This window comes from Providencia sp. LY12 (assembly GCF_057621555.1).
Genome location: NZ_CM172594.1, coordinates 3,631,205 through 3,653,563 on the forward strand (window position 1 = coordinate 3,631,205; position 22,359 = coordinate 3,653,563).

The following is a 22,359-nucleotide window of genomic DNA, read 5'->3' on the forward strand; positions in this document are numbered from 1 at the left end:
GGCACTTGGACAAAAATCACTCGCTGTCTTGTTGGTCTAGCATCAATTTGTATAACTGATTTTTCTTCAGACCATAAATTTCTGCGGTGATCGCAGCGGCTTTTTTCGGTGGTAACTCTTTTTGCAGCAAACCCAACGTACGAATAACATCTGGCGTAATCGCCGATTCATCCGTTTGTGGCTTATACCCTTCCACAATAAGTACCATTTCACCACGATGACGATTTTCGTCTTCTTTTACCCATTCGAGTAATTCACCAACTGGGCGCCCTTCAATCGACTCCCAGGTTTTGGTCAATTCACGGGCTAAAACCACACGACGCTCAGGTCCCCACACTTCCACCATGTCTGCTAAACTGTCTAACAAGCGATGAGTGGATTCATAAAAAATCAGTGTTCGAGTCTCTTGCTCTAAGGATTGCAAAACATCTTTGCGTCCCTTGGTTTTCGCGGGTAAGAACCCTTCATAACAGAAACGGTCTGAAGGTAAACCCGCCGCTGACAAGGCGGTGATGGCCGCACAAGCGCCCGGTAGTGGGACAACGCGAATGCCAGCCTCACGGCAGCGATTGACTAAGTGATAGCCAGGATCATTAATTAAAGGTGTACCTGCATCCGAGACTAATGCGATACTATCCCCTTGTTGAAGCTTGCTAATTAATTGATCTGCTTTTTGCTGCTCGTTATGATCATGTAGCGCAAACATGCGCGCATTGATGGCAAAATTCTGTAAGAGAATGCCTGAGTGCCTTGTGTCTTCCGCAGCAATTAGGTCAACATGTTTAAGCACATCTAACGCGCGTTGCGTGATATCTCCCATGTTACCAATTGGGGTTGGCACGATGTACAGCGTAGATGCCATAACCACTGCTTGATTAGGTTGATTCATTGTTTCATCCGAATAGCCGGTTTAAAATTAAGCAATTGAAAAATACACCATTGGATACAGTATGCGTCCTTCAATTTTTTTGCATTTGAAAAAAAGATTAATCTGCACTGCGATGTTGTCCACATTGGCATTAACAGGGTGCCAAATCGAATCCTCGACAACCTCGACAACAACCCAGCAGCCTAGCGTTTCTGATGCCAGCCATTACCAGTCCGTTATCGATGCCGCTCAAGGCAAACCGTCAATGGATGTCCTGCGTGCTTTTATCAGCCAAGAACCTCTGCTAACCGATCCTGTACAACATCAGGCGAATATTGATTCTCTGTGGCTGATGTTAACACAGATGAAGCCAGAACAGATTCAAGGAATCGAAGCTGACGAAAATATTCTACTGGGCTGGGTCGACCTTCTGGATATCTACCAAAATAATAAAGATGACCCAGAGGCACTCCGTACTGGCATCGAAGACTGGAAAACTCGTTACCCACATAATCCAGGCGCCAAAAATCTGCCAAGCGCATTAGTTCAAGGAACCATCACCAAAGTCGGTGCTAACCCACGTATTGCGCTATTTTTACCGATGAGCGGGCAGGGGCAAGTCTTTGGTCAAGCCATCATGCAAGGCTTCCTTGATGCACAAAAAGGTTTACCTTCAGGCCCTGCATCTCAAGCTGCCGCAGCACCAACTGCGCCACAAAGCTCCGGTAATGATGTACTAGACCAGATTTACCAAGAAGTGGCTGCGACGGTTAATGAAAATGCCAATTCCGAAGTGGCTTCATCTAGCGTGCGCATTGATGCAGCGCCAACCAATACCCAAAGCGTTAAAGTCTTTGATACCCAAGGCAAAGCGATCCCTCAGTTAGTCGCCCAAGCCACTTCTGAAGGGTATAACTTAATTGTTGGACCTCTACTGAAATCAGAGGTGCAAGCCATTGCTCAAATGAATGCGCCCATCAATGTATTGGCACTGAATGAATTAGACGCTAACCAATTACAGCCACGTGCAAATTTATGTTATTTCTCTTTATCCCCTGAAGATGAAGCGAAAAATGCCGCTAACCAAATGAGATTAGATGGTAAACAGATGCCGTTAGTGTTAGTACCTGCATCCCCATTTGGTGATCGCATCGCCAAAGCATTTGCCGAGGAGTGGCAAGCAAAAGGCGGTGGCACAGCATTGATGCAAACATTTGGTTCTACTGCATCCTTAAAAGAGTCAATCAACCGTGGTCAAGGGATCCGCATGACAGGTACCCCTATCAGTGTCGATACCCAAGGAATGGCACCAACCAGTGGCGGTGTTGATGCGGTTTATATCGTGGCAACACGCGATGAATTAACCCTCGTCAAACCGATGATCGATATGGCGATCAGTTCCCGTCAGCGCCCTGCTTTATATGCCAGTTCGCGCAGTAACCAAGGGAACTCAAATGCGGATTATCGTTTCGAAATGGAAGGCGTGAAATTCAGCGAAGTTCCATTACTTGCTGGTGCAAACAACAACTTACGCAAACAAGCTCAAGGTAAAGTGAATAACGATTATTCGCTGTTCCGCCTGTATGCGATGGGTATTGATGCATGGTCGCTGGCAAATAACTACGATAACTTACAGCAACACAGTGACCAATTCCGTGTTAACGGGGCATCCGGTACGCTAAGTGTGCATGATAACTGTGTTATTTACCGTGAATTGCCGTGGTTGCAATTCAAGCAAGGACAAGTAAAGTCTGCGCAATAAATTAAACGAGGTCGCTTTATTGCTGCCTATTTTTCAGACAAGGATGTCATGAAAACCGTTAAAAAATCATTAAAATGGTTGACTGGTCGATATTACGAAAACCAAGCGCTCTCCTATTTAAAGCAGCAAGGGCTCGCTTTTGTCGCACGCAATGTTCGAAACCGTGCGGGAGAAATCGATTTGATCATGCGAGATAAATCAGGCTGGGTATTCGTAGAGGTTCGTTTTCGCAAGAATAGTGATTACGGAGACGCACTTTTATCAGTAAACTGGCACAAACGCAGAAAAATATTGTCCACCGCACAATATTGGCTTGCTCAACGACAAGAAAGTTTTGAAACAACACCCTGCCGCTTTGATATCTGTGCAATCACCGGCAAGCAATTTCAGTGGATTCAAAACGCATTTAATCTTAGTGAACAGGAATATAAGTAAGTGCTAGATAGAATAAAAGTTTGCTTTACTGAAAGCATCCAAACTCAAATTGCCGCAGCGGAAGCCCTGCCCGATGCAATTTCTCGAGCTGCAATGATGATGGTGCAGTCACTGCTTAATGGTAATAAAATTTTGTGTTGTGGCAATGGCGCATCCGCAGCAACAGCACAGCGTTTTGCTGCGAGCATGATCCACCGTTTTGAAACTGAGCGCCCAAGCTTACCTGCTCTCGCGCTAAATACGGATAATACTGTGCTCACCGCGATATCAGGAAGCAAGCAACCAACTGAAATCTATGCAAAACAAGTTCGAGCATTAGGTCAGCATGGCGATGTATTAATGGCTATCTCAACCCACGGTAACAGTGCCGATATTATTAAAGCCGTAGAAGCCGCGGTAACGCGCGATATGACCATTGTCGCACTCACTGGCTATGATGGCGGCGAGTTAGCAGGTCTTTTAGGACCACAAGATGTTGAAATTCGTATTCCATCCCAGCATAGTGTCAGAATTCAAGAGGTACACTTACTCACAGTGAATTGTTTGTGTGACCTTATCGATAACACGCTCTTTCCTCACCAGAACGACTAAGGAGACAAAATGCGATTACTTCCGATTTTTGCCATAGTGTTTAGCGCGGTTCTTTTACAAGGTTGTATTGGTGCTGCCGTTGTGGGTACTGCCGCAGTAGCTACCAAAAGCGCTACAGACCCTCGTTCTGTTGGTCAGCAAGTTGATGATGGCACATTAGAAGCCCGAGTCAGTGGTCAACTTAACAAAGATAAAGATATCACCAGCAAAGCCCGTATTATTGCAACGGCGTATAAAGGTAATGTCTTGTTAACTGGACAATCTCCCGACATGTCATGGGCAGATAAAGCCAAACAAATCGCCAGTAACGTTGATGGTACAGAAAAAGTGTATAACGAGGTTCGACAAGGTCAGCCCGTTGATTTAGGTACCGCGTCAAAAGACACTTGGTTAACCACCAAAGTAAAATCTAAGATTTTAGCCAGTGACGAAGTGAAATCAGGCAGCGTTAAAGTCATCACTGAGAATGGTGAAGTCTTCTTATTAGGTGTACTCACTCAGCAAGAAGGTGCTGCAGCAGCAAAAATTGCGAGTGAAACGGATGGCGTTCGTCGTGTAACGACGGCATTTACTTATCTCAATTGATTATAATTAGTAACCTATTGTTACAAAGAGCCAAGCCATGAAGTCAAATTCATGGCTTTTTTCTTATTCCTCACCTATATCGTTATTTTTCAGATAATTCCTATCTCCTAATAAGCTCATCTGATTAAGTATCCATGCTTGTCTTTTCAAAACATATGAAGATGGATTTTTTACATGGAACCGGTGAGGATTAGGTAAAACAGCTGCTAAAAGTGCAGCTTCCTGCCGAGAAAGCTTGCTAGCAGGCTTATTGAAGTATTTATTTGCCGCCTCTTCAACACCAAAAACCCCTTCCCCAAACTCCGCAATATTAAGATAAACAGTAATGATCCGGGTTTTTGACCACATTAACTCCATAACTGGTGTCATTGCTGTTTCAAGGCCTTTTCTTATCCAGCTTCGTCCATCCCATAACCATAAGTTTTTCACTGTTTGTTGAGAGATTGTTGAAGCCCCCCTAACTGTCTGTTTATTACTCGAATTATGTTTATATGCTCTCTCAATTGCATCAAGATCAAATCCCCAATGATGAGGAAAATTTTGATCTTCAGAAGCAATGACAGCGAGATAAAGATAGGGAGAAATCTGTTTTTCACTCACCCAAGTCGAATGAGAAACATAAGAAAAATTAAAGTTTAACCATGCAGAAAGCTGCCTTTCGACCATCACCGCAGAAAAGGGGACAGGGATAAATTTGAAGATCACAACAGATACTAGCCAGAGGGCAAGTAATGAAAGTGTGATCTTCTTTAACCAATACCACAAGCGAGAAACAAACTTTTGCATTGAGTTAATTACGCCATTTCTAATACTTTCTCAACCAGCTTATTGATACCTATATTTGCCTCAGCAATGGATTGAGCCAGCATATAAGCAGGTGTTGTAACAACTTTGTTATATTCATCAACCACAATGTTATCAACCGTACAAACAACATGCTGTCCACCCATCTTTTCAATTTGGGCAATCGTTTCAGTATCATTACCAATCGTCAATTTCACTGATGTATTTAACATCTTCGGTAGCATGACAGGAGCAATACACATCAGCCCTAGCGGCTTTTTCTGTTGGTGCATTGCCTGTACTAAACTTAATAGTTGTTTATTAATTTCACATTCGCTTCCCTTCACCGCAAAATCACATAAATTTTTTGCCACACCAAAACCACCAGGAATTATAAGGGCATCTAGCTTAGAGGCATCTGCTGATGACAAAGGCGCTATTTTCCCACGAGAAATACGTGCAGACTCTTCCATTTGGTTACGTTTTTCTGTTTTTAATCCGCCATTAACATGATTAATTACAGTAGCTTGATAATCATCTGGCGCATAAAAGTGAACTTCTGCATTATTTTTACTTAAAGCAAGCATAGTTAATACTGATTCATGGATCTCGCTTCCATCAAAAACACCACAGCCACTTAAAATTACCGCAATTGATTTCATATCTTCGTCCTTTTGTAGTAAATTACTCCCCAGAGCGAAAGCAGACAAACATCAATCTTCATCACAGATTTTAATGAATCTTGTAACAGGTTCGATAAATTTTGGTATCTTGATAACGTCTGAGTCGTGACAAATGCATTTTAATGATTCGCCTAAGATAAAAATTATAAGCGAATCAATGATTTCCCTGGTGTTGGCGCAGTATTCGCGCACCCCAACTTAGGTTGGGGTTATTTTTTTGTGCGGCCATCCACCCAGTTTCTTAATGTTTCTATATCTGATTTCCAATCCTGTTTTAACTCATCAACCCACTCTTGCACATTGTCCCACCATGCTGGTAATTCAGGGGATTGAATCTGCTGAGCGAGTTTCTGTAAATTTTTCAGTCCTACTGAACCCGCAGCGCCTTTAATTTTGTGAGCTTCCTCAACAATTCCCTTCTGATCTTTAGCCACCATGTTGGAATCGAGGATCGCTAAATAGCCCGGTAGCATTTTTTCAAATACCTCTAAACCGTCATAAATCAGTTTTGGCCCAACTAATTCAATGTATTGCTCTAACATTTCACAATCTAAAATTGATTCATCAACTTCTGCCATATCCACTTGCTCCTCATGCTTGTCATTTGAAGATGCATTCTCGCCCCAAAATTGCTCAATCACTTGAGTGAGCGCAGGAACCGATAATGGTTTGCTCAGAACACCGTCCATTCCCGCATCAAAGTACTCTTTCTTATCTTTGAGGACATTCGCGGTCAGGGCGATTAATGGTGGTAAATCATCCTTATCATACTGTTGTTTAAGCTGTTTAGAGATATCTAACCCTGTCATGTCAGGAAGTTGGATATCCAGTAGAACTAAGTCATATTCTCCAGGTGCGAACATCTCTAGCGCGTCTTTACCTGTCATTGCGACATCAACCGTGTTGCCAAGGTTTTCTAGCACAGAACACGCCACAACCACATTTAGTTCAATATCTTCCACTAGTAAGATATGGAGCGCCGGTAATGGATAATCATCGTCGTGCTGTTGCTGCTCTTCGATTTCAGCCTCTACTTCAGGGGCAATAATCGACAATGTAAATGTTGAACCTTGTCCAATATCGCTTTCAACACGAATATCACCGCCCATACTTTGTGCTAACCTACGGGATACAGAAAGCCCAATCCCCGTTCCTGTTGCAGGACGTCCACCTGCGGAATCACGGACTTGATAATACATCGCAAAGATTTTATCTAATTCGTCTTTCGGAATACCGATGCCGCTATCTTTGACTTGGAAAAATAGCTTGTCATCCGCTTCACGCCAGATACTCAGTTTCACTTCGCCTTTCTGCGTGAATTTCACCGCATTACCGATTAAGTTCCACAGGATTTGGCGTAAACGCGTACCGTCCGTCAAAATGGTTTTCGGTAAACCGTGAGCGACATCCATGACAAATTTCAGGCCTTTCGGCTGAACAAGTAACCCGCTCAGGTTTTCTAAATCGTTCACAAATTCGGGCAATGTCACAGGTTGGTTATCCAATTGGACTTTGCGGCGCTCGATTTTGTCCATTTCAATCACATCATTAAAAATGTTGCCTAAAGTGACGGCACTGACGTGAATGGTTTTTAAATAGCTCGATTGTTCTTTGGTCAGCTTGGTATCTAGTAAAATACGGCTAAGCCCCACAATGCCATTAAGCGGCGTACGAAGCTCGTGGCTGATAGTAGAGATAAAGGTAGTCTTCTCTCTACTGGCATTCTCTAACGCCTCCTGATAGCGCTTACGCTCGGTAATATCACGCCCAAACCCCATTAGCCCGTGGCGCTTCCCTACGCGGTCATAAAATGGCACTTTTCGCAGCTCAAAACAGGCTTTTCGCCCATCAGGGTAAACTAGCCACTGTTCATAGGTTAATGCCACATTGTGTCTGAAAACTTTCTCATCCGTTTCCATCACTTTGGCGGCAATTTCTTCATCATAAATGTCCAGTGGCGTTAAACCGACTAGCTGTTTTTCACTCTTACCGGTGAGCAGCTCCATCGCACGGTTACAGCCAGAAAATTCATTGTTTTCATTGCGATAATAGACAAGATCAGGGGAAGCATCGAGGAACGAACGCAGTAAAACAGATTGCTGTTCGAACTCAATTTGAGTCTGTTCGCGGTATTTCATTTCTTGTTTGAGTTGCTCTAACAACTCAAGATGGGCGCTTTCGGCTTTTTCACGCTCTAAAATTTCTAAGTTAAGTTGCTCAATATTGCCTTGAAGCTGAGTATTCAGTTCCGCATCACGCTTTCGCATCACTTCGAGCTTATCAACCATGCGCGTTAAACGCTGGCGAGACTCTTCTAATTGCTCTACCACCACCGAAAGAAAATAAACTGCTAATGGCGTAATAATTAAGCCAAAGAAAATGGAGCCGACCATATCGAGGCTATCGACTTGTCCCCGAAGAAAAATCGCTACCGCCATTTGCATTATCATGGCGAGCACAACTAATGCTGACGCGAGAAGCAAAGAGAAACGCACTAAGCCTAGCTTCATCATCAGGTCAACATAGTATTGTGCAAGACCGCGAAGTACTTTCATAACCACCCCTTAGTTAAATTCTCACTGAATCATATATCAAACAGGGCTGTTTCGGATGGGGTTTCATACGAAATATCGATCCTGCTCATTAAATCGTCGGTCACAATGGGATATTCACCCGTGTATTAGTAACTTTATTACGATAATCACTATTTATATCAATGCTATCAAAGTAAACTTTAATTTATATCATTCCCGTAAAAGAATTTGGCTGGAAAGGTGCCTATGTCCTCTTCAAATATGGGTTCGCCCCGTCTTGAACCTCGTAAAAAAGCGCTGACGATCCGCAAAATTGAGTTTGTGGAAATTTACCAGCCAATCAGCAACATTGAAGCTCAGCATCAAGCCCAGCGTTGCTTGTCTTGCGGCAGCCCCTATTGTGAGTGGAAATGCCCACTCCATAACCCTATCCCAAATTGGTTAAAGCTGGCTGGAGAAGGTCGAATTCTTGAGGCTGCAGAGCTTTGTCATCACACCAACAGCTTGCCTGAAATTTGCGGTCGAATTTGCCCACAGGAACAATTGTGTGAAGCCGCCTGTGTCCTGAATGAAACTTTTGGTTCCGTCACGATTGGGCATTTGGAGCGCTATATTACCGATACTGCGTTTGAGCAAGGTTGGCGCCCTGACCTTTCCCATGTTAGGGATACAGGTAAGCGGGTCGCGATTATCGGCGCGGGTCCCGCAGGTCTTTCCTGTGCCGATGTACTGGCTCGTCACGGCGTTCAAGCAACGGTGTTTGATAAACATCCTGAAATCGGTGGGTTACTCACTTTTGGTATACCCGCATTTAAGTTAGAAAAGCAGATAATGCAGCACCGACGACGTATTTTTGAAGAAATGGGGATTATCTTTAAACTTAATACCGAGATTGGGCTACATATCCCGTTAGAAACGTTACTCAATGAGTTTGATGCGATTTTTATTGGAACCGGCACCCATCATCCCGTTTCAGGCAATCTCCCCAACGAAGACGCCATAGGCGTTTATCAAGCACTTCCTTATCTAGTGGGCAATGCACGTCACTTATTAGGCTATTCTGACGATCCCCGATATCCTTACGTGTCACTGGCAAATAAGAATGTAACCGTGTTGGGAGCAGGAGATACCGCGATGGATTGTGTCCGCAGCGCTATCCGCCAAGACGCAAGCAAAGTCAGTTGTATCTACCGCCGAGGCGCTTCGGAAATACCTGCAACACCGCGAGAAGTCTTGCACGCTCAAGAAGAAGGCGTACAGTTCCATTTTCACTTACAACCCATTGGGATTAACACCGATGCTGAGGGGCAAGTTATTGGTGTCCATTTCGCCAGCACATTATCGAATTCCACAAAATCGGAAGATATTACACACCCTGCTGATGTGGTCATTATTGCATTTGGTTTTGAATCTGATGATATGCCGTGGATTAGCGCACAAGCCATACAGCGCGATACGAACGGTAGAATAGTGGCACCTAGCCATCATCCTTATGCTTACCAGACTTCGCACTCTAAAATTTTTGCAGGGGGAGATGTGGTGCACGGTTCTGATTTGGTGGTAACAGCGATTGCCGAAGGGCGTGGAGCCGCAGAAGGGATAATGAGTTTTCTTCAGGTATAAAAAAAGAGGAATTTCTTCCTCTTTTTAGCATTTACTATATCAGTCTTAGCTGCCACGATTTGTGCTTATTTCACAACCCGTAACGCTGGACGACCTTTCGGTGGTCTTGGTGGTTCATCGTCTGGGGATGAAGGTTCTTCAGTTTGAGAGGCTTCATCATGAACCAATACGATGTTGTCAGACAGTGCTTCATCAGTCGTGTTGCCTTCCCCATCAAAGTGCTCATCATAAGCCGCTTCAGGTTCAAACATCATACCAGCGCCATTTTCACGTGCATATACCGCCATGATAGCCGCCATTGGAACATATACCTGACGAGGTACACCGCCGAATCGCGCATTAAACCGCACTTCTTCATTGGTAATTTCAAAGTTGCCCACTGCACGCGGGGCAACATTTAAAACAATTTGCCCATCACGCGCAAATTCCATTGGAACATTCACCATGGGAAGAGTGACATCAACCACCAAATGCGGAGTCATATCGTTATCCAGCAACCACTCATAGTGGGCGCGCAGCAGATAAGGGCGACGTGGTGTCATTGGTGCCATTTCCATCATCCGACTTAGCCTCGTGCTGACAGGCGCATTTCACGCTCTAATTCAGTTAATGATGCTAAAAATGCATCGCGCTCAAATACACGCTGCATGTACATCTGTAAATGTTTGCTGATTGCAGGCTTTAATTCGATACCTAAAACAGGTAAGCGCCATAATAGCGGTGCTAAATAGCAATCAACTAAGCTGAATTCATCACTCATAAAGAATGGCATTTCCGCCAGTACAGGTGAAACTGCAATCAGTTCTTCCGCTAATTGGCGACGAGCTGCATCTGCTTCTTGTGCTGTGCCCTTCTCGATTTTAGCCATCAATGAGTACCAGTCTCTGCGAATACGATGCATCAGCTGACGGCTAGTACCACGAGCCACTGGGTAAACAGGCATTAACGGTGGATGAGGAAAACGCTCATCGAGGTATTCCATAATGATATCTGGATCATACAAAGTCAGGTCACGATCCACTAGCGTTGGAACGCTTTGATATGGGTTAAGATCAATAAGGTCTTGAGGCATATGACCAGGTTCGACATGTTCAATCTCAACGCTAACACCTTTTTCAGCAAGCACAATACGTACTTGATGGCTAAAAATATCAGTTGGGCCTGAAAACAGTGTCATTACCGAACGTTTATTAGGAGCAACAGCCATTAAAACCTCCAAATGATAAAAATAATGATCCTTAAATAAGGATTAATTCATTATTTTCATTTTTAAAATCCCATGTACTTAACCTTCAAGATCCATTTTGAAAGTCAGCACAACCCTCTCGCTTCATGAAAGCGAGAAATAATCAAATAAAAAACTGGGACATAGTCTAACAGATTTTGTACAGCTTAGGGGGCTAACCTAGAGAAAATCATCGGTTAATTTTATTAGAGAGGAATAAATTCACAAAAATCAGTGTTATTAGCCTTAAATTTTGAATAAACAAACATTAAAACCTTAAAGTCAACTCCATTCTTGATGGGTTATATTTTTACTGCATTTGAGATATGACACAAAAATAGAGTGGAATAATAAAATAATGTCTTCTGTCTGTCTTTATTTTAATTAAATAAGACTGGCTCAATATTTGATTTATTTTAGGCAATAAAAAACCCGCCATAAAGACGGGCTTTTTCATCAATTTTATGCCCAGAAGGCAATAAATTAACGTTTGGAGAACTGTGGACGACGACGTGCTTTACGCAGACCCACTTTCTTACGTTCAACAGAACGCGCATCACGGGTAACGAAACCAGCTTTACGCAGATCAGAACGAAGAGTCTCGTCATAAGCCATCAGTGCACGTGTAATACCGTGACGGATTGCGCCTGCCTGACCAGAGATACCACCACCTTTAACAGTGATGTACAGGTCCAGTTTTTCTAACATTTCAACCAGTTCTAACGGCTGACGAACTACCATGCGCGCAGTTTCGCGACCAAAGTATTGTTCCAGTGTACGTTGATTGATTGTGATGTTACCGCTACCCGGCTTAATAAAGACACGAGCAGATGAGCTTTTGCGGCGACCAGTGCCGTAGTATTGATTTTCAGCCATTGCTATAATCCCGATTAAATGTCAAGAACTTGCGGTTGTTGTGCCGCATGGTTGTGCTCATTACCTGCGTAAACTTTCAGTTTACGGTACATTGCACGACCCAGAGGTCCTTTTGGCAACATGCCTTTAACCGCGATTTCAAGCACACGCTCAGGACTACGAGCAATCATCTCTTCGAAAGTTGCTTGCTTGATTCCACCAATATGGCCAGTGTGGCGATAGTAGATTTTGTCTTCGCGTTTTTTGCCGGTAACAGCAATTTTTTCTGCATTCAGAACGATGATGTAATCACCAGTATCCACGTGCGGAGTATATTCCGCTTTATGCTTACCGCGCAGACGGCTAGCAATTTCAGTTGCAAGACGGCCTAAAGTTTTGCCATCTGCATCAACAACATACCAGTCGCGTTTTACGGTCTCTGGTTTAGCTGTAAAAGTTTTCATTAAAACTTACCCAATATTGAAGTTACACGTTGTGTGAACACTCATGTTCGTAAAATATAGCGAGGTTCACGCGACTCATTGTCCAGCAAACCCACCCCTTCGAGCAGCCTAGCTGGCATTAATGCGTTATTTTTTGGGAAATAAAAAACAACGCCGTAACGTGGGGTCGCAAGATTATAGAGAAGTCAGCAACAAAAATCGACCCCAAATGCATTTTTTTTACGTTCAAATAAATAATTAGTGCCACCTATTCAAAAAGCACGCATAAATCCCGAGAGAAAATGGCGTCCTTGAGACCCATTTCCTCTTTGGCTTCTATGATAAATGCGGGATTTTCAAATATTCTTCACTTTGCATTTCTTGCAAGCGAGAAAGGCAGCGCTGATATTCAAACGCCAAAAGTTGCCCTTGATAAAGTGAATCCATCGGCACCTGTGCATTGATCATCAATTTTACCTTACGTTCATAGAATTCATCAATAAGCGCGAGAAAACGTCTGGCAGGATTTTCATCTTTCATCCCCATCACGGGAACGTCATAAAGCAATACCGTATGATAACAATTTGAGAGGTAGATATAGTCGTTTTGGCTGCGAGGCTCTTCACATAAAACCTTAAAGCTGATTGCCAATACTCCTTCCGCGGAGCGAATTGCCTGCATTTTCCTATGATTAACTTCTAATACCGGATTTTGCTGGCCTTCTTTACCTGCCAGTTTTACAAACACCTCATCTAAATGATGGCGATTTTGTTCGTTTATTGGCGATAAAAATAGATGCGCTTGAGTCAGCGTACGCAAGCGATAGTCAATCCCCGCATCCACATTCATTACGTCACAATATTTTTTTATCTGTTCGATGGCTGGCAAAAAGCGAGCGCGTTGCAAACCGTTGCGATAAAGGTTGTCAGGGATGATATTGGATGTCGCGACTAACGTGATGCCTCGCGCAAAGAGCCCTTCTAATAAGGTTCCTAAAATCATCGCATCGGTAATGTCCGAGACAAAAAACTCATCGAAACACAAAACATCCGTCTGTTTTTTAAATTCATCAGCAATAATGTCGAGCGGATTTTCCTGTCCTTGTAGCGCCATTAAGTCTTCCTGCACTTTCTTCATAAAGCGATGAAAGTGTAAACGCAATTTGCGTTCTCCCGGTAAACTGTCGTAGAACATGTCCATCAACCATGTTTTACCGCGACCTACGCCCCCCCACATATATAACCCCTGAACTGGCTCACAGGTTTTTGTGGATGATTTCCCTAACAAGCGCCCAAAGCGCTGTTTTAGACCGTTTGGTTTTTCATTTGGGAAGCAAGGCGTAGCGCTGCAAAGTTGCTGATAAATCTTGTCTAATCGCTCTACGGCTTGTTTTTGTACGTCATCCGGCTGGTAATTGCCTTGCTCAAGAGCTTGTTGGTAACGCATGGTAGGGGTCATCGGTGACATCAACTCAGTGATCCTTAAAATTTTCGGTTTTTTTTACCGTTATATGATATACACTGCCTTTATTATAACCAGATTCTGTTAGCATTTAACTTTCGATTAACTATTCGGCATAGAGTAAGGAATTTCGCTTTATTATTCCACTCTTTAGCATTAACAGATTTGCTATTAGCAGGTATAGTTAGGGTAATCGAGCTAAATTTTGGCGACCATTTTCTGTGAATTTTGATTGAAGTAAACGAAGGAGTTAGCATGACTTGGGAGTATGCACTAATAGGATTAGTTGTTGGCTTTATCATCGGCGCATTGGTTGTGCGTTATGGCAATCCAAAACTTCGTCAACAAAAAACAGCACAAGCTGAATTAGACAAAAAAAGCACTGAGTTGGAAGAGTATCGTAAAGAACTCGTTAGCCATTTTGCTCGCAGCGCAGAGTTATTGGATAAAATGGCACGCGACTATCGCCAACTGTATCAACATATGGCGCAAAGCTCTTCCGAGTTAATGCCGGATATGCAAGATAACCCATTCCATTATCGTTTAACTGAATCTGAAGCCGATAATGACCAAGCACCGGTTAAAATGCCACCGAGAGATTACTCTGAAGGTGCTTCAGGGCTGTTCCGCCCTCTCGATGAAAAAGAGAAGTAATTTTTGATTATGCCACCAGTAGCGCCCGTTACTGGTGGTGTTATTTCCCTCACTGTATCATTCCAATTCCGAATAAAATCTTATAGTTAGTTTAGCTACTGTATAGAAGTTAGCGTTTCACCTAAACATCATGTAAATGGATGTAAAATTGTGGATAAGTACTATCCGCATAGGGAACTTTTCCGCATAATCCGTGGTCATAGTCATCAGTAAAATATTATTTGAGACCCCAAAATACCTCCGCCCATATGACCTTAGTGTACCGTTTATAGGTACCATTCATATGAGCTGATATTTTCTATTGAGAGAATCTACGGAATGATGAAAAGAAAAAATTTCTTTCTGACAGCAGTCGCAATGAGTTTAGGTTTAACCCTGTCCACGATCCCAGCAATCAGCAGCGCCGCTTTACCGGCCACATTACCGGCAACCGCACAAAGCCAAAACATGCCGAGTTTAGCGCCTATGCTGGAAAAAGTGCTGCCTGCCGTCGTGAATATCCATGTTTCAGGCACCCGTGTACAAAATCAACAGATTCCTGAAGAACTGAAATTCTTTTTTGGTCCAAATGCACCTTCACAACAACAAAGCGTGCGCCCATTTGAAGGTTTAGGTTCTGGTGTCATCATCGATGCGACACAAGGTTATGTTTTAACCAATAATCACGTTATTGATGGTGCCGACAAAATCCAAATTCAGCTCAATGACGGTCGTGAAATTGACGTTAAACTGATTGGTAAAGATCCACAAACTGACATTGCACTGTTAAAAATCAGCAATGCAAAAGATATCAAAAACCTCACCGCGGTTTCTATTGCGGACTCCGATAAACTGCGTGTTGGTGATTTTGCCGTCGCTGTTGGTAACCCATTCGGTTTAGGACAAACTGCCACATCCGGGATTATCTCTGCGTTAGGTCGTAGTGGATTAAATCTGGAAGGCTTAGAAAACTTTATCCAGACCGATGCCTCAATCAACCGTGGTAACTCTGGTGGTGCACTGGTTAACTTAAACGGTGAGCTGATTGGGATTAACACTGCAATTTTAGCACCGGGTGGCGGAAATATTGGCATCGGCTTTGCTATCCCGAGCAACATGGCGAAAAGCCTGAGTGAGCAGCTGATTAAACACGGTGAAGTTAAACGCGGAATTTTAGGTATTAAAGGTACAGAGATGAACTCTGATATCGCTAAAGCCTTCAATATCGATGCTCAGCGTGGCGCTTTCGTCAGTGAAGTGATTCCAAAATCATCAGCGGCAAAAGCAGGCATTAAATCGGGTGACGTTTTAGTCTCCGTTGATGGTAAACGTATCAATAGCTTCGCTGAATTAAGAGCAAAAATTGGTACCAGCCAGTTAGGCAAAGAAATCACCCTTGGTCTGATCCGTTCAGGCAAACCAATGGAAGTGAAAGTGGTACTAGAAAGCGATGAAGGTTCAGCGACCAACGCGGAAAAACTGAGTGAATCCTTATTAGGCGCCACCATTTCCAATGCGGTTGTCAGCAATACCAAAGGGGTACAAGTTGACAGCGTAGCACCTAAGTCTCCGGCCGCAGCAGTTGGTTTAGCGAAAGGCGACCTTATCTTTGGCGTGAATGACACTCGCGTAGAAAGTATCGACCAATTCCGCATAATCATCGATAGCAAACCGCCAGTATTAGCGATGAAAGTGCTGCGTGGTGGTGAAACGCTCTACTTATTAATGAAAAACTAATTCATTAAGTTACCGCACATAAATCAATAAAACGGGTACAGTATCACTCTGCTATACCCGTTTTTTTATGTTATGCTCAAAGCATTTCTCTGTCTGTCATTTCCACCATAGCGAACTTGGTAACCTTTAACATGGTCAAAAAGCTGCTTGTGTCTGTCCTGCTTGGATTGGTCACTGCCTCAATCATTATTGTGGCTGTCCCCTCATTACGCCCACAGGGACTGGCTGATTTACTGTATGGGAAAACCAATAGCGAGCCTGTAAGCTATAACAAAGCCGTACGCCGTGCCGCGCCTGCGGTGGTGTATGTCTATAGCAGTTCTAAGGGGAGTTTTTCCCAATCTGGCCGGGAATTACAATCTCTTGGATCAGGGGTGATATTAAGCGCTAATGGTTACATAGTGACCAACAAACATGTGGTAGATAACCCTGACCAAATCCTTGTCGCTCTACAAGACGGTGCCATTTTCGATGCGTTCTTAGTCGGCTCAGACCCCCTCACCGACCTCGCAGTCTTAAAGATAGACGCTGAAAATCTCCCAGTTATCCCCATTAATACCAAGCGCATCACCCATGTTGGGGATGTGGTTCTGGCGATTGGAAACCCTTATAACCTCGGGCAAACAGTCACCCAAGGGATCATAAGCGCGACAGGACGAGTCGGTTTAAGCTCCACCCGCCGCCAAAATTTCCTGCAAACCGATGCCTCGATTAACTCGGGTAACTCCGGTGGCGCCCTTATCAACACGGAAGGGGAATTGGTTGGCATAAATACCCTTTCATTCAGCGCAGGGCAAGGAGTCAGTTCCGAAGGATTGAGTTTTGCTATTCCAACCGCCCTAGCAACCAAAATCATGGAAAAACTGATCCGTGATGGTCGTGTCGTGCGAGGCTACATCGGCATTACGGCTCGTGAATTACCGCAAATTCGCACAAATACAAATAATATCAACCAAATTCAAGGGTTAAGGGTTTTCCAAGTTTCAGCCAATGGACCTGCTGCAAAATCAGGCATTGAGCAAGGGGATGTTATTTTATCCTTAGATGGAAAACCTGCCGTTTCTGCCGCAGAAACCATGGATTATGTCGCCGAAATTCGCCCCGGAACAAAAATTCCCGTTCAGATTTTACGTGATGGTAATGTGCAAAACATCGATATCGTGATTGAAGAACTTCCTGAAGGGCAAGCAAACTAACCCCTCAATTCTGCCCAGTCAAATCTTTCACCCAAAATAAGCCCAAAAAAAAGGTTGTTCCGATAAAGAACAACCTTTTTTGTTTCTGCAATCTTGTTTTTGCAATGATATCAACGCAATCTGGGATTAGTCTTCAGATTTAACGCGTTGAATATTAGCGCCTAACGCATTTAATTTCGCTTCAATATTTTCATATCCACGATCGATATGATAGATACGGTCAACTGTCGTTGTTCCACCCGCGATACAACCTGCAATCACTAAACTTGCTGACGCACGTAAATCTGTTGCCATCACTTGCGCACCCGTGAGCTTTTCAACGCCATGACACACAACGGTATTACTTTCGATATCCGCGTGTGCACCCATACGAATTAACTCAGGAATATGCATAAAACGGTTTTCGAAAATGGTTTCGGTGATAACACCGGTACCTTCAGCCACCAAGTTTAATAGGCTAAATTGCGCTTGCATATCAGTAGGGAAACCAGGATGTGGAGCTGTACGCAATGTAACCGCTTTTGGACGTTTACCATGCATGTCTAGGCTAATCCAATCTTCACCCGTTTGAACATCAGCCCCAGCTTCACGTAATTTCGCCAGCACCGCATCCAGAGTGTCTGGACGTGCATTACGGCAAACTACTTTACCGCGAGAAACCGCTGCAGCAATTAAGAATGTACCTGTTTCAATACGATCTGGCAGAACGCGATACACACCACCACCTAAACGAGCCACACCTTCAATGACAATACGGTCAGTTCCTGCACCAGTGATTTTCGCACCTAATGCATTTAAGAAATTAGCAGTATCTTCAATTTCAGGCTCACGAGCGGCGTTCTCGATGGAAGTGGTTCCTTCAGCAAGCGCAGCAGCTGTCATGATGCTGATAGTGGCACCCACGCTCACTTTGTCCATCACGATGTCAGCGCCTTTCAGGCGACCATTCACCGTTGCCTTAACATAACCATCTTCAAGGACAATATTGGCACCTAACTTCTCTAACCCGCTAATATGTAAATCCACTGGACGAGCGCCAATGGCACAACCACCCGGTAGAGAAACTTCACCATGGCCAAAGCGTGCAACCAGCGGCGCTAATGCCCAAATAGAGGCACGCATGGTTTTTACTAGATCATACGGCGCACAATATTCAGTCACATTGCTAGCATCAACAAAAATCGAACCATTACGCTCGATTTTGACGCCAAGTTGGCTGAGTAACTTAATTGTGGTGTCGATGTCTTTCAGTTTAGGGACATTCTGTAATTCAACTGGCTCTTCAGCCAGTAAAGCAGCGAACAGGATTGGCAGTGCGGCGTTTTTAGCGCCTGAAATAGAGACTTCACCCTCTAAGCGGGTTGGCCCTTTAACTAAAAATTTATCCATTCTGGTATTCTCGTGTGTCAGATTTTTACAAACTGTTCGCTTACATTTTCAAACTTATAGGCCGCTCAGCTTACGATCACGCTCCCACTGCGCTGGGGTATAAGCTTTGATTGAAAGCGCATGAATTCGATTGTCCGCAATATATTCCATTAACGGCGCATAGACTGCTTGCTGCTGTTTAACACGGCTCATGCCGTCAAAAAGGCTGCCAACAGCGATAACTTGAAAATGACTGCCATCGCCATTCACTATCACTTCATCCAGTGACAGCTTTTCCATTAAGACTTGTTTAATTTCGTTGGTATCCATAATGACTCAATTTTGTAATTAATTATGATAATAAATATAGCCATCTATCCTAAAGGATTCAGCTTAACACTTAAACTAAAGAAAACGCTTCTGGTGTATAAAAACACTCAGAAGCGCTATTTTTTACATAACTTGACTTAATCCATCAGCAGGGATTTTACCCCGTACAATTCCATCAAGGTATTCAAATTATCACTCACACCAACAATACCTAAATGGCTTTGTTGGGACTGATACTCACCTTTTAAGCGTACTAGCATTGCCAGTCCGGTAGAATCCACATGAGTTAAAGCAGAAACATCAACTTGCTCAACTTGGGTCAATAGTGTTTGGCGCTTGTCCCAAAATTCAACCAGAGAATCGCGATTTAAAATACCGGAAAAAGCCAATGTTTTGTTATTTTTCGTCCAAGATAACAGACTACTCATCTTAATTGTTCTCTTCTAACGTAATCGGCACCTGAGCACTACGTTGTAATTGAGCAGTCAATCCATCAATACCTTGCTTACGCAGAATATCACCCCACTCATTTTGCTTGGTGGTAATCATACTCACGCCTTCTGCAATCATGTCATACGCCTGCCAGTAACCTGTTTTACTGTTTTTACGCCATTGGAAATCCAAACGTACTGGAGGGCGACCATTAGTATCATTGATGGTCACACGGATAGCGACAATATTTTTGTCGCCAATCGGCTGCTCAGGAGCGATGGTGTACGTTTGACCGTGATACATTGCCAGTGCTTGACCGTAAACTTGCTCAAGATAAGACTCAAATGCTTTAAAATACGCATCGCGCTGCGCTGGGGTAGCATCTTTATAATAAGTCCCTAATACCAACGCGCCCGCATATTTAATTTGCACATATGGCAGTAACTCTTCACGCACGATGGTACGTAAGTAATCTGGGTTTTGTTTGATTTGAGGCTGCTGTGCTTTTAAGCGATCGAAAGTTTTCGCTGCGGCTTCTTCCATAAGCTTATAAGGATTAGTTTGGTCAATCGCCATCGCAAATGGCGCAACCACTAACATAGCTATCATTATTAAACGTTTAAACATAATTCATTCCTTTTAAGTTCACAGGGAATTACAACTTAGTGAGCAACAGGCTCTGACGGTGCCGCAACATGAGCCTCTGGCGCAGATGCTGGCGCAGCTGCAGAACCTTGGCTATCACCACTCTTATACAAGAATTGACCAATTAAATCTTCCAGTACCATTGCCGGTTTGGTGTCTTCTAAACGACTGCCATCTTTTAACATCGCAATCCCCATATCTTCATCATAAGGACCGATATTCATGGCGATATACTGTTCACCAAGCAGGCCTGAAGTACGAATTGATAGCGAGCTGGAATCAGGAATATTGTCATATTCGCTGAGTAAATCGATTTGAACGTCGGGAATATAGTTCTTTTTATCTAAAGAAATATTCGCAACCCGTCCCACGACAACGCCACCGACTTTGATTGGAGAGCCGACTTTTAAGCCACCCACGTTTTCAAAAGAGGCGGAAATTCGGTAAGTTGACTGACTACCAATCGATTGTAAATCCGCCACTTTTAAGCAGAGGAACACAATTGCGGCGATCGCCAGCAACATAAAACAACCCACCCATATTTCACTTTTTTTACTTTGCATGACTTAGTTCCCAAACATCAGTGCTGTCAGTACGAAATCTAACCCTAGAACCGATAATGATGCATGCACAACAGTTTTCGTCGTTGCACGGCTAATTCCTTCCGAGGTTGGAATCGCATCATAACCATTAAATAGTGCAATCCACGTTACCGTGATTGCAAAGACTAAACTCTTGATAAAACAGTTCACTAAATCCAATCGCCACTCGACGGAAGATTGCATGGATGACCAGAAGAAGCCCGGGTCAATCCCTTTCCAATCCACACCAACAATGGCACCACCGATAATACCGACGGCAACAAAGATCAGCGATAACAGCGGCATGCTAATGAATCCAGCCCAAAATCTTGGGGCAACAACACGGCGCAGAGGATCCACCGCCATCATTTCTAAACTTGAAATCTGCTCAGTGGCTTTCATCAAACCAATTTCTGCGGTTAATGCCGAACCAGCTCGTCCCGCAAACAACAGCGCAGTGACCACAGGCCCCAGTTCGCGCAATAGTGAGAGCGCAACCATCATGCCAAGGCTCGCTTCTGCACTGAACGTCGTCAGTACCAAATAACCTTGTAAGCCGAGCACCATCCCGATAAACAGACCGGACACCGCCACAATGAGTAGAGACTGAACCCCTACCGAATAAAGCTGTTTAACTAACAGCGGCCACTGCTTGCCAAACTCAGGTTTGCCAAATAGTGCACCAAATAATAAATAGCCTGCTCGACCAAAAGCCGCAAATGTTTCAATCCATCGACGTCCGAAGGCAGCAATCGCCTTAATTATCATGTTCATTTACCCTAATAAATCAGCCGAATAGTCATTGGCAGGAAAGCGGAATGGCACAGGGCCATCAGCGATACCGTCCATAAACTGTCTGACGCGCGGATCTTGGTTTTCACGTAATTCTTCCCCAGTTCCTTTCGCAATAACATGCTGCTGCGCCACAATATACGCTTTATCGGCAATACTTAGCACTTCAGGAACATCATGGGAAACCACCACGCAAGTAACGCCTAACGCTTGGTTGAGTTCATCAATCAGTTTGACCAAAACCCCCATCGTAATTGGGTCTTGCCCTACAAACGGCTCATCAAACATAATCAGGTCAGGATCCAGAGCGATAGCTCTTGCCAGCGCCGCACGGCGTGCCATTCCCCCTGAAAGTTCTGATGGCATTAATTTAGCGGCTCCGCGTAACCCCACCGCCTCTAATTTCATCATCACCGTCGTATGAATCAATGATTCCGGTAAATTAGTGTGCTCACGCAAAGGGAAAGCCACGTTATTGAAAACGTCCATATCGGTAAACAAGGCACCGGATTGGAATAACATGCTCATTTTTTTACGCGATTGGTATAACTTAGAACGAGACAGCGCAGGAATATTATCGCCATCAAACCAGATTTCACCTTCCTCTGGGCGCAGTTGTCCGCCAATCAGTCTGAGCAATGTGGTTTTACCAATCCCTGAAGGCCCCATAATCGCAGTAATTTTACCACGAGGCACAGTTAGGTTAATATTTTCGAATATTTTCCTATTGCCCCGCGTAAATGACATGTTTTTGACTTCGATTAAGTTCTCTGTCTGTGCTTGCATCGTTTAATAGC

General features: G+C 43.8%; 24 protein-coding genes. 8 read left to right on the forward strand and 16 right to left on the reverse strand.

Annotated features, from left to right (window positions below; genetic code table 11):
• Positions 1–16 precede the first annotated feature (16 nt).
• Positions 17–889: a 16S rRNA (cytidine(1402)-2'-O)-methyltransferase gene (gene rsmI, locus ACY3ZI_RS17255; protein ID WP_187129659.1), complete on the reverse strand. Its 873-nt coding sequence runs from the start codon at positions 887–889 to the stop codon at positions 17–19.
• Positions 890–950: 61 nt separating this feature from the next.
• On the opposite strand from rsmI, the gene ACY3ZI_RS17260 reads away from it, so the two are divergent.
• The 4 genes from ACY3ZI_RS17260 to dolP are packed head-to-tail and all read left to right on the forward strand — an operon-like array spanning position 951 to position 4,241.
• A complete protein-coding gene (locus tag ACY3ZI_RS17260; protein ID WP_211887369.1) occupies positions 951–2,630 on the forward strand; it encodes a penicillin-binding protein activator in 1,680 nt (559 codons plus the stop codon).
• 48 nt (positions 2,631–2,678) lie between these two features.
• Positions 2,679–3,065: a YraN family protein gene (locus tag ACY3ZI_RS17265; RefSeq protein ID WP_154603437.1), complete on the forward strand. Its 387-nt coding sequence runs from the start codon at positions 2,679–2,681 to the stop codon at positions 3,063–3,065.
• Positions 3,066–3,656, forward strand: coding sequence for a DnaA initiator-associating protein DiaA (diaA, locus tag ACY3ZI_RS17270; RefSeq protein WP_006659121.1), 591 nt, complete (start codon positions 3,066–3,068; stop codon positions 3,654–3,656).
• Positions 3,657–3,665: 9 nt separating this feature from the next.
• On the forward strand, positions 3,666–4,241 hold the full coding sequence (gene dolP / locus ACY3ZI_RS17275) for a division/outer membrane stress-associated lipid-binding lipoprotein (RefSeq protein WP_036956134.1): 576 nt from the start codon (positions 3,666–3,668) through the stop codon (positions 4,239–4,241).
• 63 nt (positions 4,242–4,304) lie between these two features.
• Here the strand turns inward: dolP and mtgA are convergent, their stop codons facing one another.
• The 3 genes from mtgA to arcB form a co-directional block, all read right to left on the reverse strand.
• Positions 4,305–5,027 carry a monofunctional biosynthetic peptidoglycan transglycosylase gene (gene mtgA / locus ACY3ZI_RS17280; protein ID WP_211887366.1) on the reverse strand — a complete coding sequence of 241 codons (723 nt, stop codon included), beginning with the start codon at positions 5,025–5,027 and terminating at the stop codon, positions 4,305–4,307.
• An 8-nt stretch (positions 5,028–5,035) separates the two neighbouring features.
• Positions 5,036–5,686, reverse strand: coding sequence for an isoprenoid biosynthesis glyoxalase ElbB (gene elbB, locus ACY3ZI_RS17285; RefSeq protein WP_036956130.1), 651 nt, complete (start codon positions 5,684–5,686; stop codon positions 5,036–5,038).
• A gap of 230 nt (positions 5,687–5,916) precedes the next feature.
• A complete protein-coding gene (gene arcB / locus ACY3ZI_RS17290; protein WP_211887365.1) occupies positions 5,917–8,262 on the reverse strand; it encodes an aerobic respiration two-component sensor histidine kinase ArcB in 2,346 nt (781 codons plus the stop codon).
• 225 nt (positions 8,263–8,487) lie between these two features.
• On the opposite strand from arcB, the gene ACY3ZI_RS17295 reads away from it, so the two are divergent.
• On the forward strand, positions 8,488–9,864 hold the full coding sequence (locus tag ACY3ZI_RS17295) for an FAD-dependent oxidoreductase (RefSeq protein WP_487375579.1): 1,377 nt from the start codon (positions 8,488–8,490) through the stop codon (positions 9,862–9,864).
• Positions 9,865–9,929: 65 nt separating this feature from the next.
• Here the strand turns inward: ACY3ZI_RS17295 and sspB are convergent, their stop codons facing one another.
• From sspB to zapE, 5 genes are all read right to left on the reverse strand, one after another.
• Positions 9,930–10,424: a ClpXP protease specificity-enhancing factor gene (sspB, locus tag ACY3ZI_RS17300; RefSeq protein ID WP_442959108.1), complete on the reverse strand. Its 495-nt coding sequence runs from the start codon at positions 10,422–10,424 to the stop codon at positions 9,930–9,932.
• A gap of 5 nt (positions 10,425–10,429) precedes the next feature.
• Positions 10,430–11,071: a stringent starvation protein SspA gene (gene sspA / locus ACY3ZI_RS17305; RefSeq protein WP_036956125.1), complete on the reverse strand. Its 642-nt coding sequence runs from the start codon at positions 11,069–11,071 to the stop codon at positions 10,430–10,432.
• A 501-nt stretch (positions 11,072–11,572) separates the two neighbouring features.
• Complete coding sequence (gene rpsI / locus ACY3ZI_RS17310) at positions 11,573–11,965, reverse strand: 30S ribosomal protein S9 (RefSeq protein ID WP_004258235.1); 393 nt, start codon at positions 11,963–11,965, stop codon at positions 11,573–11,575.
• 14 nt (positions 11,966–11,979) lie between these two features.
• On the reverse strand, positions 11,980–12,408 hold the full coding sequence (rplM, locus tag ACY3ZI_RS17315; protein WP_006659112.1) for a 50S ribosomal protein L13: 429 nt from the start codon (positions 12,406–12,408) through the stop codon (positions 11,980–11,982).
• A 315-nt stretch (positions 12,409–12,723) separates the two neighbouring features.
• Positions 12,724–13,854: a cell division protein ZapE gene (gene zapE / locus ACY3ZI_RS17320; RefSeq protein WP_211887363.1), complete on the reverse strand. Its 1,131-nt coding sequence runs from the start codon at positions 13,852–13,854 to the stop codon at positions 12,724–12,726.
• Positions 13,855–14,103: 249 nt separating this feature from the next.
• Between zapE and zapG the strand changes: the two genes are divergently transcribed.
• The 3 genes from zapG (at position 14,104) to degS (ending at position 17,414) form a co-directional block, all read left to right on the forward strand.
• On the forward strand, positions 14,104–14,502 hold the full coding sequence (zapG, locus tag ACY3ZI_RS17325) for a Z-ring associated protein ZapG (protein WP_036956122.1): 399 nt from the start codon (positions 14,104–14,106) through the stop codon (positions 14,500–14,502).
• 321 nt (positions 14,503–14,823) lie between these two features.
• Positions 14,824–16,218 (forward strand): Do family serine endopeptidase, encoded by a 1,395-nt coding sequence (locus ACY3ZI_RS17330; RefSeq protein ID WP_487377557.1) that lies wholly within the window; start codon positions 14,824–14,826, stop codon positions 16,216–16,218.
• 131 nt (positions 16,219–16,349) lie between these two features.
• On the forward strand, positions 16,350–17,414 hold the full coding sequence (gene degS / locus ACY3ZI_RS17335; RefSeq protein WP_211887362.1) for an outer membrane-stress sensor serine endopeptidase DegS: 1,065 nt from the start codon (positions 16,350–16,352) through the stop codon (positions 17,412–17,414).
• Between the two features lie 126 nt (positions 17,415–17,540).
• Here degS and murA read toward each other — a convergent pair whose 3' ends face one another.
• From murA to mlaF, 7 genes are all read right to left on the reverse strand, one after another.
• The gene (gene murA / locus ACY3ZI_RS17340; protein ID WP_036956120.1) at positions 17,541–18,803 is read right to left on the reverse strand and encodes a UDP-N-acetylglucosamine 1-carboxyvinyltransferase; all 1,263 of its coding nucleotides are present in this window, start codon (positions 18,801–18,803) and stop codon (positions 17,541–17,543) included.
• Between the two features lie 54 nt (positions 18,804–18,857).
• On the reverse strand, positions 18,858–19,112 hold the full coding sequence (gene ibaG / locus ACY3ZI_RS17345; RefSeq protein ID WP_036956119.1) for a BolA family iron metabolism protein IbaG: 255 nt from the start codon (positions 19,110–19,112) through the stop codon (positions 18,858–18,860).
• Between the two features lie 137 nt (positions 19,113–19,249).
• A complete protein-coding gene (gene mlaB / locus ACY3ZI_RS17350) occupies positions 19,250–19,540 on the reverse strand; it encodes a lipid asymmetry maintenance protein MlaB (protein ID WP_036956118.1) in 291 nt (96 codons plus the stop codon).
• A 1-nt stretch (position 19,541) separates the two neighbouring features.
• Positions 19,542–20,171: a phospholipid-binding protein MlaC gene (gene mlaC, locus ACY3ZI_RS17355; RefSeq protein ID WP_036956117.1), complete on the reverse strand. Its 630-nt coding sequence runs from the start codon at positions 20,169–20,171 to the stop codon at positions 19,542–19,544.
• Between the two features lie 35 nt (positions 20,172–20,206).
• Entirely contained in the window at positions 20,207–20,752 is a 546-nt protein-coding gene (gene mlaD / locus ACY3ZI_RS17360) for an outer membrane lipid asymmetry maintenance protein MlaD (RefSeq protein ID WP_487375580.1), read from the reverse strand.
• Positions 20,753–20,755: 3 nt separating this feature from the next.
• Positions 20,756–21,538, reverse strand: coding sequence for a lipid asymmetry maintenance ABC transporter permease subunit MlaE (mlaE, locus tag ACY3ZI_RS17365; RefSeq protein ID WP_036956115.1), 783 nt, complete (start codon positions 21,536–21,538; stop codon positions 20,756–20,758).
• A gap of 6 nt (positions 21,539–21,544) precedes the next feature.
• Positions 21,545–22,348 carry a phospholipid ABC transporter ATP-binding protein MlaF gene (gene mlaF / locus ACY3ZI_RS17370; protein ID WP_006659099.1) on the reverse strand — a complete coding sequence of 268 codons (804 nt, stop codon included), beginning with the start codon at positions 22,346–22,348 and terminating at the stop codon, positions 21,545–21,547.
• Positions 22,349–22,359 lie beyond the last annotated feature (11 nt).

Excerpts from the sequence above, each read along its gene's own strand:
- rsmI (WP_187129659.1), bottom strand. The coding sequence starts at position 889 with ATGAATCAACCTAATCAAGCAGTGGTTATGGCATCTACGCTGTACATC.
- ACY3ZI_RS17260 (WP_211887369.1), top strand. The coding sequence starts at position 951 with ATGCGTCCTTCAATTTTTTTGCATTTGAAAAAAAGATTAATCTGCACT.
- ACY3ZI_RS17265 (WP_154603437.1), top strand. The coding sequence starts at position 2,679 with ATGAAAACCGTTAAAAAATCATTAAAATGGTTGACTGGTCGATATTAC.
- dolP (WP_036956134.1), top strand. The coding sequence starts at position 3,666 with ATGCGATTACTTCCGATTTTTGCCATAGTGTTTAGCGCGGTTCTTTTA.
- mtgA (WP_211887366.1), bottom strand. The coding sequence starts at position 5,027 with ATGCAAAAGTTTGTTTCTCGCTTGTGGTATTGGTTAAAGAAGATCACA.
- elbB (WP_036956130.1), bottom strand. The coding sequence starts at position 5,686 with ATGAAATCAATTGCGGTAATTTTAAGTGGCTGTGGTGTTTTTGATGGA.
- arcB (WP_211887365.1), bottom strand. The coding sequence starts at position 8,262 with ATGAAAGTACTTCGCGGTCTTGCACAATACTATGTTGACCTGATGATG.
- ACY3ZI_RS17295 (WP_487375579.1), top strand. The coding sequence starts at position 8,488 with ATGTCCTCTTCAAATATGGGTTCGCCCCGTCTTGAACCTCGTAAAAAA.
- sspB (WP_442959108.1), bottom strand. The coding sequence starts at position 10,424 with ATGATGGAAATGGCACCAATGACACCACGTCGCCCTTATCTGCTGCGC.
- sspA (WP_036956125.1), bottom strand. The coding sequence starts at position 11,071 with ATGGCTGTTGCTCCTAATAAACGTTCGGTAATGACACTGTTTTCAGGC.
- rpsI (WP_004258235.1), bottom strand. The coding sequence starts at position 11,965 with ATGGCTGAAAATCAATACTACGGCACTGGTCGCCGCAAAAGCTCATCT.
- rplM (WP_006659112.1), bottom strand. The coding sequence starts at position 12,408 with ATGAAAACTTTTACAGCTAAACCAGAGACCGTAAAACGCGACTGGTAT.
- zapE (WP_211887363.1), bottom strand. The coding sequence starts at position 13,854 with ATGTCACCGATGACCCCTACCATGCGTTACCAACAAGCTCTTGAGCAA.
- zapG (WP_036956122.1), top strand. The coding sequence starts at position 14,104 with ATGACTTGGGAGTATGCACTAATAGGATTAGTTGTTGGCTTTATCATC.
- ACY3ZI_RS17330 (WP_487377557.1), top strand. The coding sequence starts at position 14,824 with ATGAAAAGAAAAAATTTCTTTCTGACAGCAGTCGCAATGAGTTTAGGT.
- degS (WP_211887362.1), top strand. The coding sequence starts at position 16,350 with ATGGTCAAAAAGCTGCTTGTGTCTGTCCTGCTTGGATTGGTCACTGCC.
- murA (WP_036956120.1), bottom strand. The coding sequence starts at position 18,803 with ATGGATAAATTTTTAGTTAAAGGGCCAACCCGCTTAGAGGGTGAAGTC.
- ibaG (WP_036956119.1), bottom strand. The coding sequence starts at position 19,112 with ATGGATACCAACGAAATTAAACAAGTCTTAATGGAAAAGCTGTCACTG.
- mlaB (WP_036956118.1), bottom strand. The coding sequence starts at position 19,540 with ATGAGTAGTCTGTTATCTTGGACGAAAAATAACAAAACATTGGCTTTT.
- mlaC (WP_036956117.1), bottom strand. The coding sequence starts at position 20,171 with ATGTTTAAACGTTTAATAATGATAGCTATGTTAGTGGTTGCGCCATTT.
- mlaD (WP_487375580.1), bottom strand. The coding sequence starts at position 20,752 with ATGCAAAGTAAAAAAAGTGAAATATGGGTGGGTTGTTTTATGTTGCTG.
- mlaE (WP_036956115.1), bottom strand. The coding sequence starts at position 21,538 with ATGATAATTAAGGCGATTGCTGCCTTCGGACGTCGATGGATTGAAACA.
- mlaF (WP_006659099.1), bottom strand. The coding sequence starts at position 22,348 with ATGCAAGCACAGACAGAGAACTTAATCGAAGTCAAAAACATGTCATTT.